Origin of the sequence: Microbacterium sp. LMI13-1-1.1 (assembly GCF_040815625.1) — a bacterium.
GTDB lineage: Bacteria > Actinomycetota > Actinomycetes > Actinomycetales > Microbacteriaceae > Microbacterium > Microbacterium forte.
On the sequence record NZ_JBFPNL010000006.1, the window covers coordinates 203,452 to 219,491 of the forward strand.

A 16,040-nucleotide genomic window follows, 5' to 3' on the forward strand; every position below is an offset into this window, starting at 1 on the left:
CGGAAGGGAGAGCGGGTTCAGTCGGCGAGAGCGAGCGCGCGGAAGGCGTCGCGCTCGCGAAGGTGCTCGCGGCGACTGGCGGCGGCCGCTGCCGCAGCATCCGCTATCCGGGTGGGCACCTGCATGCCGGTGGTTCGTCGGTACAGCTCGTCGATGAGGTCGGTGGCGAGGCCGACGAGCTTCGCGATCTCGCGGTCGTCGCGATCGATCCAGACGCAGCGGGGCTCATCGTGGATCGGAGCGAAGTCGACGTGCTCCTCCCAGACGAACAGAGTGCGTTCGGCGCCGAGCACGTGCTGCTGCCACCAGATCTGGCGAAGATAGGTGCGGGGGATGCCGCGGAACGCCTTGTTCGTGGTCTTGATCTCGGCGAGCTTGACGCGGCCGTCTGCGTCGACGGCGATGCCGTCGGGGGTCGCCAGGTGCCGGTGCTCGACCTCGGCGCGGAACAGGGCGGACGAAGGCAGGATGCCGTGGGTCGCCGCCACCCAGGCGGCGATCTCGGGCTCGCGGCGTCTCCCGTGATCGGTATAGGCGTTGCCTCCGAAGCGGGGGCCACCGCCGAGCTTCGAGTCGGCCGCGCGCGCGATCGACCTCTCGCTCGTGAGTCCGGCGACGTCCGTTGCGGTGATCCCGCGCGAGCGTGCCCTCATCCAGGCCACGCGGTCGCGGGAGTCCGCGACGATGCGAGCTTGGAGTTCGGGGGTCACCTATCGAGGGTAACCCCCGTCGCCGACTCTCCCTCCCGCACACGCCGCTCCGTGGCATCCCCCGGGCGCTCTCCGCGTCGGAAAGGGGTCAGCCGAGCTCAGGCCACCCCTCGGGGCCGGAGGATCCGGCGACGTAGTCGTCGAGCGGCACATCGCCCTGCCGCCACGCCTCGAGGATCGGAGCCACGATGCGCCACGACTGTTCGGCGGCGTCGCCGCGCACTGCCAGCATCGGGTCGCCGTCCAAGACGCCGGACAGGACCTCGGCATACGCCTTGAGTGCACCCTCTCCGAGCTCGGCCGACAACGTGGCCCGCTCCAGCTCGAACGGGTCCTCGGACGCATTGAGGTTCAGCTCGAGGGACATCCGGTCCGGTCCCAGCGAGAACCGCAGCACCGCGCCGTCCGACGTGCCGGTGAGTCCCCGTGGCAGGTGGCGGACCGGACGGAAGCGCACGACGATCTCCCTTGCAGGCGTGCCGAGGGCTTTGCCGGAGCGGAGCCGGAACGGAATCCCCGCCCATCGGGCGTTCCGCACCTCGAACGTCGCCTCGGCGAGCGTCTCGGTCTGCCGGTCGGGGTCGACCCCCGGCTCGTCGACGTACGACGGCTTCGCCGCGCCGTCGATCTCTCCTGCGGTGTATCGGGCTCGGCGCGACGACCCCGCGGGGTCGTCGCCCCACACCGCGGTCGCACGCAGCACCGCAGAGGTCGCGGCCCGGAAGTCGATCTCATCGAGAGTCGCCGGCTCCTCCATCGCGAGCACGGCGAGCACCTGCAGCAGGTGGCTCTGGATCATGTCGACCAGTGCGCCCGCTTTGTCGTAGTAGCCCGCGCGTCCCTCCAGCGCCAGCGACTCGTCGTAGACGATGTCGACCGACTCGATGCTCTCGGCAGACCAGAGCGGCTCGAGGATGCGGTTCGCGAACCGCGCCCCGAGGAGGTTGAGCGTGGTCGAGCGGCCGAGGAAGTGGTCGACCCGAAACACCTGGCTCTCGGGCACGAGATCGGTCAACGTCCGGTTCAGCTCTTCGGCACTCGCCTCGTCCGTGCCGAAGGGCTTCTCCATGACGAGCATCGCGCCCGCCGGCAGCATGTCGGGGGTGAGAGTCGCGACAGATGCCGCGGCCACGGCGGGCGGCACGGCGAAGTAGAGCGCGACCTGCCCGGTGCAGTCCTTCAACAGTGCGCGGAGGTCGTCCGGATGTGTGATGTCGGTCCGCGTGTACGTCACGTCCACGCGGGACGCGGCGTCCTCGGCATCCATCGACGCGAACGACGCGCGGACGACGGACTCGAGATCCGCGTCGGTCCACTCCTCGCGGTCGGCGCCGACGATGCGCACCGCGCGGGAGGGCTCCCGTGTCAGCAGCTGTCCCAGCGCGGGGAGGAGGAGCCGGGCGGTGAGGTCGCCACCGGCCCCGAGGATCACCAGCGTCGTCGCATCGGTCATGGTCTCACCGTATCCCGTCCACTCGACGGACGGTCGTGCCAGAATCGGTCGATGCCCGCTCCCATCGAGGACTACGCCCTGCTCAGCGACTGCCGCACCGGCGCGCTCGTCTCGAAGGAGGGCAGCATCGACTGGCTCTGCCTTCCTCGCTTCGATGCGCCGTCGTTGTTCGGAGCCCTGCTCGGAGAGGCGAGCAACGGATGCTGGAGCCTGCGACCGCTCGACGCCGCCGCGACCTCGCAGCGCCACTACGTGTCGGACACGTTCATCCTGGTCACCCGATGGGAGACGGCCGGCGGCATCGCAGAGGTGCAGGAGTTCATGCCGCTGCACTCCTCGCGCAGCGATGTCGTTCGCAGGATCGTCGGGATCGCGGGCCACGTCGAATTCGTCACCGAGCTGCGCCTGCACTTCGACTACTCCCGGAGGCTCCCGTGGGTGCGGCAGGTGGGCACGAGTGAGGAGCCGGCGCTACGCGCGACGGCCGGACCCGAAGCCGTGACCGTGCGCGGCGTGCGGCTCGTCGCGGAGGATCACCGGCACCGTGCGACGTTCACGGTCGCCGCGGAGGAGGTCCGTGACCTGACGCTCAGCTGGTTCCCCTCGCACGAGCACGCGCCGGCGGCACTCGACGTCGACGACGCGATCGCCGCCACGCGATCCTGGTGGCAGGGGTGGGCGAGCGGGATCCAGCACGACGGCGCGTACCGCGGCGAGGTCGTGCGGTCTCTGCTGGTGCTGAGGGCACTCACGAACAAGGACACCGGTGGCATCGTGGCTGCGGCCACGACATCGCTTCCCGAAGACTTCGGCGGCTCGCGCAACTGGGACTACCGCTTCGTCTGGTTGCGGGACGCCGCCCTGACGCTCGAAGCCCTCATCGCTCACGGGTTCCTCACCGAGGCGCACCATTGGCGGCGGTGGCTGCTCCGAGCCGTGGCCGGCGAGCCGAACGAGGTGCAGATCATGTACGGGATCGCGGGAGAGCGCGACCTCATCGAGCGAGAGCTCACGAGTCTGCCCGGCTACGGAGGCGCGGCCCCGGTGCGGATCGGCAACGGCGCGGTCGACCAGTACCAGGGCGACGTGATCGGCGAGGTGCTCGTCGCTCTGGAGGCGGCCCGGATCGCCGGCCTCGAGGAGGGGGACTTCTCGTGGCCCCTCCAGCGGGCGCTCATCGAGCAGGCGATCGCCTCGATCCAGCGTCCCGACAACGGCATCTGGGAGATCCGGGGCGAGCCGCAGTGGTTCACGCATTCGAGGGTCATGATGTGGGCTGCGCTCGACCGCGGCGTCCGGGCCGTGCAGGAGCATGGCCTCCCGGGCGACGCCGATCGATGGGCGGGCGTCCGTGACGGACTGCGGCGCGAGATCGACGAGCACGGAGTCGACGCGGACCACGGGTACTTCGTTCAGCACTACGGCTCGATCGAGGTGGATGCGTCGCTGCTCGTGCTGCCTCAGGTGGGGTACTGCGACCCTGACGATCCGCGGATGCTCCGCACGGTGGAGCAGATCGAGCGCACCCTGCTCACCGATGGATTCCTCCGTCGCTACCGCACGGAGTCGGGTGTGGACGGGCTCGACGGAGGAGAGCATCCCTTCATCGCGTGCAGCTTCTGGCTGGTCGAGCAGTATGCGACGAGTGGGCGTGTCGACGAGGCGCGCGATCTGATGGAGCGGTTGATGGGGATGACGAACGACCTCGGACTGCTGTCGGAGGAGTACGACGTCGCGAACGCGCGGCAGGCGGGCAACACCCCGCAGGCGCTCTCGCACCTGAGTCTCATCCGCGCCGCCGACGCGCTCGCGGGCCACGGAGGTCGCGCCGCGCACCGTCGGTGATCCCGACCGATTTGGGGCCGGGGATGCCGTGGGGTACAGTTGTCGTAACCGAAGACCGCTGGTCATCGTCGTGTGCGCAAGCGCATGAGGATCGAAGCTCTGCTCAGCAGGGGCCCGCGCAGGACACGAACTTCCCAAAGCTCCGTGCGCTTGCGCCGGAGCTTTTCTGTTGCCAGCGGTCGGAACCGGCGCCTCACCTCCGTGGGGCGCCTCGTACACACCAAGGAGTGACCATGGCGCAGAAGGACGCATCGGTTGCCGAGCTCACGAAGTCATTCGAGAACTCGACTGCCGTTCTGCTGACCGAGTACCGCGGTCTGACGGTTGCCCAGCTCAAGGAGCTGCGCAACAGCATCCGTCAGGACGCTGAGTACGCCGTGGTGAAGAACACGCTGACCAAGATCGCCGCCAACAAGGCTGGCATCACCGCGCTGGACGACGACCTCAAGGGTCCGTCGGCCGTCGCGTTCGTGCACGGTGACTTCGTCGCCACTGCCAAGGCTCTTCGTGACTTCGCCAAGGCCAACCCGCTTCTCGTGATCAAGTCGGGCATCTTCGAGGGCAACGCCCTCACCGCCGACGAGGTCAACAAGTACGCCGCGCTCGAGAGCCGTGAGGTTCTGCTGGCGAAGGCTGCGGGCATGATGAAGGCCACGATGGGCAAGGCTGCCGCCACCATCGATGCTCTTCGCGAAAAGCTGGAGACCGCTGAGGCCGCGTGAGCGACCTGCGATCTCGTTCAACAAACCCATCTATCTAGGAGATACATCATGGCTAAGCTCACCACTGAGGAGCTGCTCGAGCAGTTCGCAGGCCTGACCCTCGTCGAGCTCAACGACTTCGTCAAGGCGTTCGAGGAGAAGTTCGAGGTCACCGCTGCTGCCCCCGTCGCCGTTGCAGGCGCAGGCGGCGGCGCTGCTGAAGAGGTCGAGGAGAAGGACTCCTTCGACGTCATCCTCGAGGCTGCCGGCGACAAGAAGATCCAGGTCATCAAGACCGTCCGCGAGCTCACCTCGCTCGGCCTCGGCGAGGCCAAGGCTGTCGTCGACGGTGCTCCCAAGGCCGTGCTCGAGGGCGCGAACAAGGAAGCCGCCGAGAAGGCAAAGGCTGCTCTCGAAGAGGCAGGCGCCACGGTTACCCTCAAGTAATCCGTTCCAGGTCGCGGCGCGTGCGCCTCGCCCTGGATGCGTCTGAACGCTTCACGAAAGCCCCGGGTCCGCCCGGGGCTTTCGTGCGTCCGGGGCCGGTGAGAGGCCTCGCGAGCGAGGTCGCGGGTCAGCGTCGACCCGCGGTGGAACTGCGAACGACCAGGGCGGATGCCGTCACAGTGCGCTCTCGTGGCGAGTCCGGCTGGTCTATCTGCTGCTGCAGCAGCCGCACCGCCTCGTGCCCCTGCTCCCGTGGCGACTGCTTGATGGTGGTGAGCGCGAACATCTCGGCGTGCTCGTGGTCGTCGACCCCGACGATGCTGAGTTCCGTGGGGACGGCGATCCCCAGCCGCCGGGCCGCGATCATCGCTCCGATCGCCGCCTCATCGCACACGCCGACGATCGCGGTGGGTCGCCCTCGACGATCACCGAGCAGCTCGACGGCGGCGGCGTAGCCGCCGGGCATCGTCGGCCGCGCATCCGCGATCCTGGCGATCGCTTCGAGGCCCGCTGCAGCGAGTGCCTCGAGGTATCCTTCGACACGCTGGGCGTCGCCGAAGCTGAGGTCGTCCGGATCCGTGGAACCGCCGACGAATGCGATGTCGGTGTGGCCGAGTTCGATGAGGTGCTCGGTGGCGATGCGAGCGGCGGCGACGTCATCGATGGACACCGCGCTCGACCCTTCGCTGTAGGGGCCGACACTGACGAGCGGCCGCTCTGAGCGATGCAGCCGCTCGAGCTCCTGCGCGCTGGGTTGGATGCCGACGGCGATGATCCCGTCGAACCGCCGGCCGGGCAGCACCGTGTCGAAGAGTCGCTCGCGGGTCTCGCTGCCTTCGCGGATGCCGTAGAGGGCGAGCTCGTAGTCGAGAGCGAACAGCGACTCCTGGATCCCGGCCAGCAGCTCGGAGAAGTACCAGCGGTCGACAGGCGGCATGATGACGCCGACGGTCTGCGTCCGCCCCGTGGCGAGGCTCGTCGCGGAGGAGTGGGCGACGTAGGCGAGTTCATCGGCGGCATCGGCGACCCTCTGACGGGTGCCGTCGGAGACGTATCCGCGTCCGCTGAGCGCTCGGCTCGCCGTCGCCTTCGACACGCCTGCGCGCGCCGCGACGTCCGCGATCGTGCTCATCGGTCCTCCTCGACCATGCCTTTCGACGCGAGTCCCCGCCTCCACGCCGATGACAGCGTAACCGTTCAGCGGCGGGAAAGGAACCGGTTCCATACGAATCGCTCGGGAGCGCTCCCACGTCCGAGCATCGGACATCACGAAAGGTTGCGAGCTTGTGATCCTGGCTTATTGTGTCGCGGCGTGAGACCCCGGTAGGTTGTCCTGGAATCGGTTCCCGATTCTGCGCCGAGGGGCGGCGCAGAATGACGTGGGAACCGTGAAACTCGAAGAGGAGAATTCACATGGGTCTGTCACAGCGTTCCCGGCGTTACGCGCCAATCGCACTGCTGGGAGTCGCGGGCATCGCGCTCGCCGGCTGTGGTGCTCCCGGCGGCACGGACGGCGGAGGAGAAGGCGGTGGTGGCGGCGACAACACCGTCACGATCTACGGCACGATCGTCGAGGGCGAGGCAGAGCTCCTCGCCGAGTCCTGGGCGGACTTCGAAAAAGAGAACGACATCACCATCAAGTACGAGGGCAGCCAGGACTTCGAGACGCAGCTCGGCACGCGCGCACAGGGCGGCAACCCGCCCGACATCGCGATCTTCCCGCAGCCGGGTCTGTTCGCGGACTACGCGGCCCGCGACTTCCTGAAGCCGGCACCCGACGCGGTCGAGAAGAACGCGAAGGAGTACTGGACGCAGGGGTGGGTCGACTTCGGCACCTACGAGGACGAGTTCTACGGCGCTCCGCTCATGGCGAGCGTCAAGGGCTGGGTCTGGTACTCGCCCAAGAAGTTCGCAGAGTGGGGCGTCGAGGAGCCGACGAGCTGGGACGAGCTGCTCACGCTCACCCAGACCATTCAGGAGAAGAGCGGCAAGGCGCCGTGGTGCGCCGGCTTCGAGTCCGGCGTCGCGACCGGCTGGCCCGGAACCGACTGGATCGAGGACCTCGTGCTCCGCAACTCCGGCGCCGATGTCTACGATCAGTGGGTCAAGAACGAGATCCCGTTCACCGATCCGCAGATCAAGGAGGCGTTCGACGCCACGGGTGAGCTCCTGCTCAACCCGGCCTACGTCAACGCCGGCTTCGGCGACGTGCGCTCGATCAACTCGACCGCGTTCGGTGACGTCGCGCCGCAGGTCGCGAGCGGCGAGTGCGCGCTGACCCACCAGGCATCCTTCCTCTCGGGCTTCTTCCCCGAGGGCACGGACATCTCCGAGGAAGGCGACGTCTGGGCCTTCCTGCTTCCGAGCCAGAGCGAGGACGAGACGTTCATCACCGGCGGTGGCGAGATCGTCGGAGCGTTCAGCGACGACGAGGCGACGCAGAAGGTGCTGGAGTACCTGTCGAGCCCCGAGTGGGCTGACAGCCGTCTGGCACTCGGCGGCGTGACCTCGGCCAACAAGGGCGTCGACATCGAGGCCGTCGAGAACCCCATCCTGCAGGAGTCGATCAAGCTCCTCCAGGACGACTCGGTCACCTTCCGCTTCGACGGCTCCGACCAGATGCCCGGAGCCGTCGGCTCCGGAACCTTCTGGAAGGGCATGGTCGCCTGGATCAACGGGACCTCGACCGATGAGGTGCTGACGCAGATCGAGACCGGCTGGCCCTCCAGCTGATCGGATGAGGTGGGCCGCCCCGTGGGCGGCCCACCTTCTCATTCCCAGTCCGCGCATCGCCGCGCCGGCTGCTGATCAGCTCCGTCTCATGAAGGGGAATCCATGAACGCGACTGTGTTCTTCCAATGGATCGGGTCTCTGCCCCCGATCGTCCAAGCTCTCGCCGTCGTCCTCGCCTTCGCGGTGGTCGTCGTCGTCATCCTGCTTCTCGTCGACATCGCGCCGCGAAAAGGCGCGCTCTACACCGGCATCCGCCTCGCGATGTGCCTTCTCATCCCGTTCGCGGTGATGTGGTTCTTCAACTCCTATTACTGGGCGATGGGAGTCGCGGTCGCCGTCGGCGCACTGTTCTTCTTCCTCGACTATCGGTCGCGCGACGGAGCCGGGTACCTGATCCAGCTCGTCGCGTTCATGGCTCCGGCCATGCTGCTGCTGCTCGCAGGCCTGATCCTGCCGTCGATCCAGACCGTGTACGCATCGTTCTGGAACTCGACCGGCAGCGACTTCGTCGGCTTCTCGAACTACCTCTGGATCTTCACCCAGTCCGACGGCGTGACCTCGGTCGTGAACACGATCGTCTGGGTGCTGCTGGTTCCGACGCTCTCGACCATCGTCGGTCTGGCCTACGCGGTCTTCATCGACAAGACCCGCGGCGAGAAGATCTACAAGCTGCTGGTCTTCATGCCGATGGCGATCTCGTTCGTCGGCGCGAGCATCATCTGGCGCTTCGTGTACGCCTACCGCGGCCCCGAGTTCGAGCAGATCGGTCTGCTCAACCAGATCATCGTCTGGTTCGGGGGAGAGCCGCAGCAGTTCCTGCTCAACGGCCCGTGGAACAACCTGGCGCTCATCGTCGTGCTCATCTGGGTGCAGACCGGTTTCGCGATGGTCGTGCTCTCGGCCTCGATCAAGGGCGTGCCCACCGAGCTCCTCGAAGCGGCCGAGCTCGACGGCGCGAACGCCTGGGAGCGTTTCCGCTCGGTGACGATCCCGTCGATCCGACCCGCGCTGATCGTCGTGCTGACCACGATCTCGATCGCCTCGCTGAAGGTGTTCGACATCGTGCGCACCATGACCGGTGGCAACTACGGCACATCGGTGCTGGCGAACGAGATGTACACGCAGTTCTCCAAGTTCGAGGCGGGTCGCAGTGCTGCGCTCTCCGTCATCCTGTTCATCCTGGTGCTCCCGATCGTCATCTACAACGCGCGCCAGATCAAGAAGCAGCGGGAGATCCGATGACCGACACCGTGAACTCAGACACCGGCCAGAGCACCAGGGCGATCACGACCGCCGGACGCTTCGAGGCATCGGCAGGCCGTGCACGCAAGCGGCTCAGCCGCCCGTGGGCGACGGTCGCATCGATCGTCATCGCCGTGGTGTGGACCATCCCGACGCTCGGACTGTTCATCTCGTCGTTCCGTGAGAGGGATGCGATCGAGACCACCGGGTGGTGGACGTTCTTCACCAACCCGCAGTTCACCATCGACAACTACGTGGCGGTGCTGCAGTCGGGCACCACGCAGCTGACGATCCTGGAGTCGTTCTTCAACTCGATCGTGATCACGATCCCTGCCACGCTCATCCCGTTGATGATCGCGGCGATGGCGGCGTACGCGTTCTCGTGGATCGACTTCAAGGGACGCAACGCGCTGTTCATCTTCGTGTTCGCACTGCAGATCGTGCCGATCCAGATGGCGCTGGTTCCGCTGCTGTCATCGTTCTCGCGGGGAATCAACCTGTTCGGTGTGCAGGTGACACAGGGACTCGACGCCTCCGGCGGCTATGCGCAGGTGTGGATCGCCCACACCATGTTCGCGCTGCCGCTGGCGATCTACCTGCTGCACAACTTCATGTCGGAGATCCCGGGCGAGATCATCGAGGCCGCGCGCGTCGACGGTGCATCCCGTGGCCAGATCTTCTTCCGGATCGTGCTGCCGCTCACGATGCCGGCGATCGCCTCGGTGGCGATCTTCCAGTTCCTGTGGGTCTGGAACGATCTGCTCGTCGCCCTGGTGTTCGCCGACGGTGCCGCCTCGCCGATCACCAAGGTGCTCGCCGAGATCACCGGCCGCGGTGAGGGCTGGTACCTCCTGACTGCAGGCGCGTTCGTGTCGATCATCGTTCCGCTGATCGTGTTCTTCTCGCTCCAGCGGTACTTCGTGCGAGGACTCCTGGCGGGTTCCACGAAGGGCTGATCGGCTCAGTACGACAGGTCGAGCACACGATGCCGCGATCGGGCGCAACACAGCCCCGGTCGCGGCATCGTCGCACGTACGCTGTGAACATGAAGTACGCAGACTCCATCGTCGATCTCGTCGGCGACACGCCCCTCGTGAAGCTCCAGCACGTCACCGAGGGCGTCGCGTGCACCGTGTTGGTGAAGCTGGAGTACCTCAACCCCGGCGGCTCCGCGAAGGATCGCATCGCCTCGCGGATCATCGATGCCGCCGAGGCCTCTGGCGACCTGAAGCCGGGCGGCACCATCGTGGAGCCCACGAGCGGGAACACCGGCGTCGGCCTCGCACTGGTCGCCCAGCAGCGCGGATACAAGTGCGTCTTCGTGCTGCCCGACAAGGTCGGGGAGGACAAGATCGACGTGCTGCGGGCATACGGTGCCGAGGTGGTCGTGACGCCGACCTCGGTCGCGGCAGAAAGCCCGGAGTCGTACTACAGCGTCAGCGATCGGCTCGCCCGCGAGATCCCCGGGGCGTTCAAGCCGAACCAGTACGAGAATCCGAACGGACCCCGCAGCCACTACGAGACCACCGGTCCCGAGATCTGGCGCGACACCGACGGACTGATCACGCACTTCGTCGCCGGCGTCGGCACCGGGGGCACGATCACGGGCACCGGTCGCTATCTGCGTGAGGTGTCGGAAGATCGCGTGCGCATCGTGGGAGTCGACCCGGTGGGCAGCGTCTACAGCGGTGGCACGGGACGCCCGTATCTGGTCGAGGGGGTCGGCGAGGACATCTGGCCCGGCGCCTACGATCCGAGGGTTCCGCATGAGATCGTCGCGGTCGACGATGCGGAGTCGTTCGCGATGACCCGGCGACTCGCGCGTGAAGAGGGAATCCTCGTCGGCGGCTCCAGCGGCATGGCCGTGGTCGGCGCGCTGCGGGTCGCTCGCGACCTGCCGGCGGATGCCGTGATGGTGGTGCTGCTGCCGGACGGCGGACGCGGCTACCTCAGCAAGATCTTCAACGACGGCTGGATGCGCTCCTACGGCTTCAGCGAGGTCGAGGAGGGCGAGACGGTGGCCGACGTGCTGGCCGCCCGCACCGCCCGGCTGGGGGAGGGGATCCCCGATCTGGTGCACGCGCACCCGACCGACACCGTGCTCGAGGCCATCGGCATGATGACCGAGTACGACGTCTCGCAGCTGGTGGTGCTGAGCGCGGAGCCGCCCGTGATGATGGGCGAGGTCATCGGCACGGTCGACGAGAAGGGTCTGCTCGACCTGCTGTTCCGCGGCGACGCCAAGCCGGCGGATGCCGTGGGAGCGCACGTGGGTGAGCGGCTGCCGCTTCTCGGCATCCATGCCCCCCTCGCGCAGGCGAGGGCCGCTCTGGCCGACGCCGACGCGCTGCTCGTCACGCTCGACGGCAAGCCGCACACCGTCCTCACCCGGCAGGATCTGCTGTCGTACCTCTCGCGCTGACGCCCGGCGTAACAGGGCCAGCCGCCCTCCCCGGGGCGGACGTAGGCTGAGGAGCATGTCAGAGCATGCCTTCGCCACCCGAGCCATCCACGCCGGTCAGGCACCCGACCCGACCACGGGGTCGATCATCCCGCCGATCTATCAGGCGTCCACCCATGTGCAGGACGGCATCGGCGGGTTCCGCGACGGCTACGAGTACAACCGCGCAGGCAACCCGACGCGCTCCTCGCTCGAGACGCAGCTCGCGGCGCTCGAGGGCGGCGCGAACGCCCTGTCGTTCGCCTCGGGGCTCGCAGCGGAGGACGCGCTGCTGCGCGGCATTCTGAAGCCCGGCGACCATGTCGTGCTCGGCAACGACGTCTACGGCGGCACCTACCGCCTGTTCGCCCGCGTACTCGCACCGTGGGGGATCGAGTTCTCGACGGTCGAACTGTCCGACGTCGACGCGGTGCGCGCGGCGATCCGCCCCGAGACGAAGATCGTCTGGGTCGAGACACCCAGCAACCCGCTGCTGAAGATCGTCGACATCGCGCTGGTCGCCGAGATCGCGCACGCCGCCGGTGCCATCGCGGTCGTCGACAACACCTTCGCCTCTCCGGCACTGCAGCAGCCGCTCTCGCTCGGCGCCGACCTCGTCGTGCACTCCACCACGAAGTACCTCGGCGGACACTCCGACGTCCTCGGCGGCGCGGTGGTGTTCGGAGACGACCGCTTCTTCGAGCAGGTCAAGTTCCAGCAGTTCGCCGTGGGCGCGGTCTCTGCCCCGCTCGACGCCTGGCTCACGACCCGCGGCATCAAGACGCTCGCGGTGCGGGTGCGCCAGCACTCCGAGAATGCACAGGCCATCGCCGAGTGGGCCACGGCGCGCCCCGAGTTCGCGACCGTGTACTACCCGGGGCTCGCCTCGCACCCTGGGCACGACATCGCCGCAGGGCAGATGAGCGGCTTCGGCGGGATGCTGTCGCTCGGACTGTCGGCGGGTGCGGATGCCGCCAAGGCGTTCGCCGAGTCGACCGAGCTCTTCCAGCTCGCCGAGTCCCTCGGCGGCGTCGAGTCGCTGATCGGCTACCCGCCGGACATGACCCACGCCTCGGTGAGAGGAACCGCGCTCGCCGTGCCCGAGAACGTGGTGCGCCTGTCGGTGGGCATCGAGGGCGTCGACGACCTCATCGCCGATCTCGAGCAGGGACTCGCGCGCCTCCGCTGATCGCAGGTCGTCGGTCGGAGGTCGGAGGTCTGTCCACCGGGTCCGCCGTCCGCCGAGGTCGGCGGTCTCGGGGTGCGGATCACCATGCGGGCGCTTGCTCAGAAGACGGATGCATGCGGAGACCGCGCGTTTCGGCATCCATCCGTCCTCGCGGCATGCGGGTGTGCGCCGGCGGGCTGTAACATGGACTCTTCGCCCGATTCGAATCGATTCGACAGCGTTCGCCGATTCGGTGGCCCTTGCGACGCGAACACATCCCTCGAGCGCACCCTCCTCGAACACGCCCCTAGAACTCCGGAAGGACCGTCGTGCCCGACGCTCCACGCACTGATTCCATCTCGACGACCCCCGCGCCCGAGCGGACGGCGACGGGCAGCATCCGCATCCCGTCGGCGACGGGGGCGATCCGCACCCTCGGGTCGAACCCCGCCACGGCCCCGATCATGCTGCACCCCGGCGACTCGATCTCGAACGGCCGCCGCGCACTGTACATCGTGCTGCTCGGTGCTCTCACCGCGCTCGGACCCTTCACGATCGACCTGTACCTGCCTGCCTTCCCGGTGCTCGAGCAGGACTTCGAGACCACGGCCGCCGCCATCCAGTTGACCCTGACCGGCACGATGATCGGGTTCGCACTGGGCCAGCTCGTGGTGGGCCCGCTCAGCGACAAGGTGGGTCGGCGCATTCCGCTGATCATCGTGACCGCGCTCCATGTGCTGGCCAGCGTCGCCGCCGCCTACGCCCCGACCCTTCCCCTGCTCAGCGGCGCCCGCGTGCTCATGGGAGTGGGAGCCGCCGCAGGTGGCGTCGTCGCGATGGCGATCGTGCGCGATCTGTTCGGCGGTCGTCGTCTGGTCGTGATGCTGTCGCGCCTCGCTCTGGTCTCGGGCGTCGCGCCCGTGATCGCCCCGCTGATCGGGTCATGGCTGCTCACGTTCATGCCGTGGCGGGGCATCTTCGTCGTGCTCGCCCTCTACGGCGTGGTGATGCTGGTGTCGACCGTGGTGTTCGTGCCCGAGACGCTGCCGATCGCGCGTCGCCAGGAGAAGGGCGGCGCGACCGTCCTGCAGCGCTACCGCTCGGTGTTCTCCGACCGTGTCTTCATCGGCGTGCTGATCATCGGCGGCATGACCTTCTCCGGCCTGTTCTCGTATCTGTCGGCATCGCCGTTCCTGTTCCAGCAGACCCACGGGCTGGATGCGCAGCAGTACGGCCTGCTGTTCGCGGTCAATTCGCTCGGCGTCGTCGCCGGCGTCCAGACCGCCTCGCGACTCGCCGCACGATTCGGCCCGCAATGGGTGATGGCGTACTCCACAGCGGTGCTGCTGCTCGCCGGTATCGCGATCATCGTGACCGACCGGCTCGGGCTCGGCCTCTGGGGCACGGTCATCCCACTGTTCGTCTTCATGACGGCCTGCGGCTTCACCTTCCCGAACGTGCAGGTGCTCGCGCTCGACCGCCACGGCAAGGCGGCAGGCACTGCGGCGTCGGTCATCGGCGCCACGAACTTCGGCGTCGCGGGACTCGTCTCGCCGGTCGTCGGATGGATCTCGCACGGCACCGGAATCACCGCCACGAGCATGGCATCGGTCATGGTCGGATGCGCCGCGATCGGCATCCTCTCGCTGTGGCTGATCGTGCGACCGCGGACTGTCGGCATGCTGGCTCCCTGATTTTCAGCTTCCGACCGGCAGAATGGTCCGATGAGATCACGAACGCTGCTGTGGTGGGGAACAGGGATGCTCGTCGCGGCGACGCTCCTCGGAGCGGCGATCGTGTTCGGGTACACCGAGCCGCCAGGGTTCGACACCTGGTGGAATGACACGATCAGCGCGTCGCGCTCCGACTGGATGCTGTCGTTCGCATTGCTGCTCGATCACATCGGCGGCGGCTGGGTCGCGATCCTCCTCGTGCCGATGCTGGTGATCATCGCGCTCCTGATCGCGCGCCGATGGCAGGCGGCCGTGTTCGCCGCCGTGGCGTTCCTCGTGAGCGCCGGTGCGGTGCAGCTGCTCAAGCACCTGTTCGGCCGGGCGCGTCCGGAGGACATGATCGTAGCGAGCGACTTCGGTTCATTCCCTTCGGGGCATGCGGCGAACGCAGCGACGATCGCGATGGTGCTGTGGCTCGTGTTCCCGCGGGTGTGGACCGCGATTCTCGGCATAGCGTGGGTCGTCGCGATGGCGGTCTCGCGCACCCTGCTCTCGGTGCACTGGGCCACCGACACGCTCGGCGGCGCACTGGTCGGGGCCGGCGTCGTGCTGGTGCTCGGGGCGTGGCTGCTGCCGTGGGTGACGGGGTCGCGCCGAGACGATCCGGCGGTCACCTCGGTAGGCTGACAGCCCACCCCACTCATCGAGGAGCAGCAGTGTCCCGCATCCGTCCGTATCGACCGTCCGACCGCGATGCCCTCTACGAGGTGTGCGTGAGGACAGCGGATGCCGGGGCGGACGCGACCGGCCTGTTCTCCGATGACTCGCTCTGGGGCGACCTGTTCGCGGTGCCCTATGCAGAGAGGCACCCCGACCTCGCCTGGGTCGTCGAGACCGACGACGAGCGGGTGATCGGCTACATCGTGGCGACCGACGACACGGACGCCTTCGCGACCTGGTTCCGCGACGAGTGGTGGCCGACGCGGCAGGACCGGTATCCGCAGCCCGTCGAGCCGACGACCCGCGAAGAGCGGATGATCGAGCACGGCTACGCGCAAGCGCCCGGACGCAACGGCAATGCCGCGGAGTACCCCGCCCACCTGCACATCGACCTGCTGCCCGAGACGCAGGGGCAGGGACTGGGACGACAGCTCATCGAGACGCTGTTCGCCGAGTTGACCCGCCGCGGAGTGCGCGGGCTGCACCTGGGTATGGACCCGAACAACACCGGTGCCGCCGCCTTCTACGAGCGCCTCGGCATGAAGCCCCTGCCCGCAGAGCCGGGCGGACAGAGCTTCGGAGTGCGCTTCGTCTGATCTGCAGATGGGCGGACGCATGCTGTGCGCGCTTCCGCCCGAGGGGAGGAACTCCGCCTGACGGGGGTGTGGATCTCGGGGTGGATGCCGGTGACGGCGGGACTCCGGTGCTCGCTGCGCTCGCTCCTCCCCGAGTCCCCGGCGCTCGATGAAAAGCACGAAGGGCCCCCGCTGGCGCGGGGACCCTTCGTGCTTTTCGGCGGTGACGGCGGGATTCGAACCCGCGGTTGCTTGCACAACACACGCTTTCCAAGCGTGCTCCTTCGGCCGCTCGGACACGTCACCAGGGAACAACCTGAACAGTCTATCCGA

General features: G+C 67.8%; 14 protein-coding genes and 1 tRNA gene. 11 read left to right on the top strand and 4 right to left on the bottom strand.

Features of this window, described 5'->3' with window-relative positions; genetic code table 11:
- Nucleotides 1-17: 17 nt before the first annotated feature.
- On the bottom strand, nucleotides 18-710 hold the full coding sequence (locus MRBLMI13_RS14355) for a YqaJ viral recombinase family protein (protein ID WP_042539571.1): 693 nt from the start codon (nucleotides 708-710) through the stop codon (nucleotides 18-20).
- Between the two features lie 88 nt (nucleotides 711-798).
- Nucleotides 799-2,163 carry a glucose-6-phosphate dehydrogenase gene (locus MRBLMI13_RS14360; RefSeq protein ID WP_367823608.1) on the bottom strand — a complete coding sequence of 455 codons (1,365 nt, stop codon included), beginning with the start codon at nucleotides 2,161-2,163 and terminating at the stop codon, nucleotides 799-801.
- Between the two features lie 51 nt (nucleotides 2,164-2,214).
- Here MRBLMI13_RS14360 and MRBLMI13_RS14365 point away from each other — a divergent pair, with 51 nt between their 5' ends.
- The 3 genes from MRBLMI13_RS14365 to rplL all read left to right on the top strand — a co-directional run bounded on the left by MRBLMI13_RS14365 (nucleotide 2,215) and on the right by rplL (nucleotide 5,156).
- The gene (locus tag MRBLMI13_RS14365; protein ID WP_367823606.1) at nucleotides 2,215-4,008 is read left to right on the top strand and encodes a glycoside hydrolase family 15 protein; all 1,794 of its coding nucleotides are present in this window, start codon (nucleotides 2,215-2,217) and stop codon (nucleotides 4,006-4,008) included.
- Nucleotides 4,009-4,241: 233 nt separating this feature from the next.
- On the top strand, nucleotides 4,242-4,730 hold the full coding sequence (gene rplJ, locus MRBLMI13_RS14370; protein WP_042539577.1) for a 50S ribosomal protein L10: 489 nt from the start codon (nucleotides 4,242-4,244) through the stop codon (nucleotides 4,728-4,730).
- A 48-nt stretch (nucleotides 4,731-4,778) separates the two neighbouring features.
- Nucleotides 4,779-5,156 (top strand): 50S ribosomal protein L7/L12, encoded by a 378-nt coding sequence (gene rplL, locus MRBLMI13_RS14375; protein WP_042539579.1) that lies wholly within the window; start codon nucleotides 4,779-4,781, stop codon nucleotides 5,154-5,156.
- Nucleotides 5,157-5,283: 127 nt separating this feature from the next.
- Here rplL and MRBLMI13_RS14380 read toward each other — a convergent pair whose 3' ends face one another.
- Nucleotides 5,284-6,288 carry a LacI family DNA-binding transcriptional regulator gene (locus MRBLMI13_RS14380; RefSeq protein ID WP_042539581.1) on the bottom strand — a complete coding sequence of 335 codons (1,005 nt, stop codon included), beginning with the start codon at nucleotides 6,286-6,288 and terminating at the stop codon, nucleotides 5,284-5,286.
- A gap of 281 nt (nucleotides 6,289-6,569) precedes the next feature.
- Between MRBLMI13_RS14380 and MRBLMI13_RS14385 the strand changes: the two genes are divergently transcribed.
- From MRBLMI13_RS14385 to MRBLMI13_RS14420, 8 genes are all read left to right on the top strand, one after another.
- Nucleotides 6,570-7,889, top strand: a complete 1,320-nt coding sequence (locus MRBLMI13_RS14385; protein ID WP_367823603.1) for an ABC transporter substrate-binding protein — start codon at nucleotides 6,570-6,572, stop codon at nucleotides 7,887-7,889.
- Between the two features lie 102 nt (nucleotides 7,890-7,991).
- Complete coding sequence (locus MRBLMI13_RS14390; RefSeq protein ID WP_367823601.1) at nucleotides 7,992-9,131, top strand: carbohydrate ABC transporter permease; 1,140 nt, start codon at nucleotides 7,992-7,994, stop codon at nucleotides 9,129-9,131.
- Nucleotides 9,128-10,087: a carbohydrate ABC transporter permease gene (locus MRBLMI13_RS14395; RefSeq protein ID WP_079113352.1), complete on the top strand. Its 960-nt coding sequence runs from the start codon at nucleotides 9,128-9,130 to the stop codon at nucleotides 10,085-10,087. The genes MRBLMI13_RS14390 and MRBLMI13_RS14395 overlap by 4 nt, the downstream gene beginning before the upstream one ends.
- A gap of 89 nt (nucleotides 10,088-10,176) precedes the next feature.
- Nucleotides 10,177-11,553: a cystathionine beta-synthase gene (locus MRBLMI13_RS14400; protein ID WP_079113351.1), complete on the top strand. Its 1,377-nt coding sequence runs from the start codon at nucleotides 10,177-10,179 to the stop codon at nucleotides 11,551-11,553.
- Between the two features lie 55 nt (nucleotides 11,554-11,608).
- Nucleotides 11,609-12,760: a cystathionine gamma-synthase gene (locus MRBLMI13_RS14405; RefSeq protein ID WP_079113350.1), complete on the top strand. Its 1,152-nt coding sequence runs from the start codon at nucleotides 11,609-11,611 to the stop codon at nucleotides 12,758-12,760.
- Nucleotides 12,761-13,068: 308 nt separating this feature from the next.
- The gene (locus MRBLMI13_RS14410) at nucleotides 13,069-14,433 is read left to right on the top strand and encodes a multidrug effflux MFS transporter (RefSeq protein ID WP_414685974.1); all 1,365 of its coding nucleotides are present in this window, start codon (nucleotides 13,069-13,071) and stop codon (nucleotides 14,431-14,433) included.
- A 30-nt stretch (nucleotides 14,434-14,463) separates the two neighbouring features.
- A complete protein-coding gene (locus MRBLMI13_RS14415; RefSeq protein ID WP_367823598.1) occupies nucleotides 14,464-15,099 on the top strand; it encodes a phosphatase PAP2 family protein in 636 nt (211 codons plus the stop codon).
- Between the two features lie 29 nt (nucleotides 15,100-15,128).
- The gene (locus tag MRBLMI13_RS14420; protein ID WP_056373735.1) at nucleotides 15,129-15,728 is read left to right on the top strand and encodes a GNAT family N-acetyltransferase; all 600 of its coding nucleotides are present in this window, start codon (nucleotides 15,129-15,131) and stop codon (nucleotides 15,726-15,728) included.
- Nucleotides 15,729-15,928: 200 nt separating this feature from the next.
- Here MRBLMI13_RS14420 and MRBLMI13_RS14425 read toward each other — a convergent pair.
- Nucleotides 15,929-16,013, bottom strand: a tRNA-Ser gene (locus MRBLMI13_RS14425).
- Nucleotides 16,014-16,040: the final 27 nt, after the last annotated feature.

What these genes read in the sequence shown, in the direction of transcription:
- MRBLMI13_RS14360 (WP_367823608.1), bottom strand. Translation starts at nt 2,163, where the DNA reads ATGACCGATGCGACGACGCTGGTGATCCTCGGGGCCGGTGGCGACCTC.
- MRBLMI13_RS14365 (WP_367823606.1), top strand. Translation starts at nt 2,215, where the DNA reads ATGCCCGCTCCCATCGAGGACTACGCCCTGCTCAGCGACTGCCGCACC.
- rplJ (WP_042539577.1), top strand. Translation starts at nt 4,242, where the DNA reads ATGGCGCAGAAGGACGCATCGGTTGCCGAGCTCACGAAGTCATTCGAG.
- rplL (WP_042539579.1), top strand. Translation starts at nt 4,779, where the DNA reads ATGGCTAAGCTCACCACTGAGGAGCTGCTCGAGCAGTTCGCAGGCCTG.
- MRBLMI13_RS14380 (WP_042539581.1), bottom strand. Translation starts at nt 6,288, where the DNA reads ATGAGCACGATCGCGGACGTCGCGGCGCGCGCAGGCGTGTCGAAGGCG.
- MRBLMI13_RS14385 (WP_367823603.1), top strand. Translation starts at nt 6,570, where the DNA reads ATGGGTCTGTCACAGCGTTCCCGGCGTTACGCGCCAATCGCACTGCTG.
- MRBLMI13_RS14390 (WP_367823601.1), top strand. Translation starts at nt 7,992, where the DNA reads ATGAACGCGACTGTGTTCTTCCAATGGATCGGGTCTCTGCCCCCGATC.
- MRBLMI13_RS14395 (WP_079113352.1), top strand. Translation starts at nt 9,128, where the DNA reads ATGACCGACACCGTGAACTCAGACACCGGCCAGAGCACCAGGGCGATC.
- MRBLMI13_RS14400 (WP_079113351.1), top strand. Translation starts at nt 10,177, where the DNA reads ATGAAGTACGCAGACTCCATCGTCGATCTCGTCGGCGACACGCCCCTC.
- MRBLMI13_RS14405 (WP_079113350.1), top strand. Translation starts at nt 11,609, where the DNA reads ATGTCAGAGCATGCCTTCGCCACCCGAGCCATCCACGCCGGTCAGGCA.
- MRBLMI13_RS14415 (WP_367823598.1), top strand. Translation starts at nt 14,464, where the DNA reads ATGAGATCACGAACGCTGCTGTGGTGGGGAACAGGGATGCTCGTCGCG.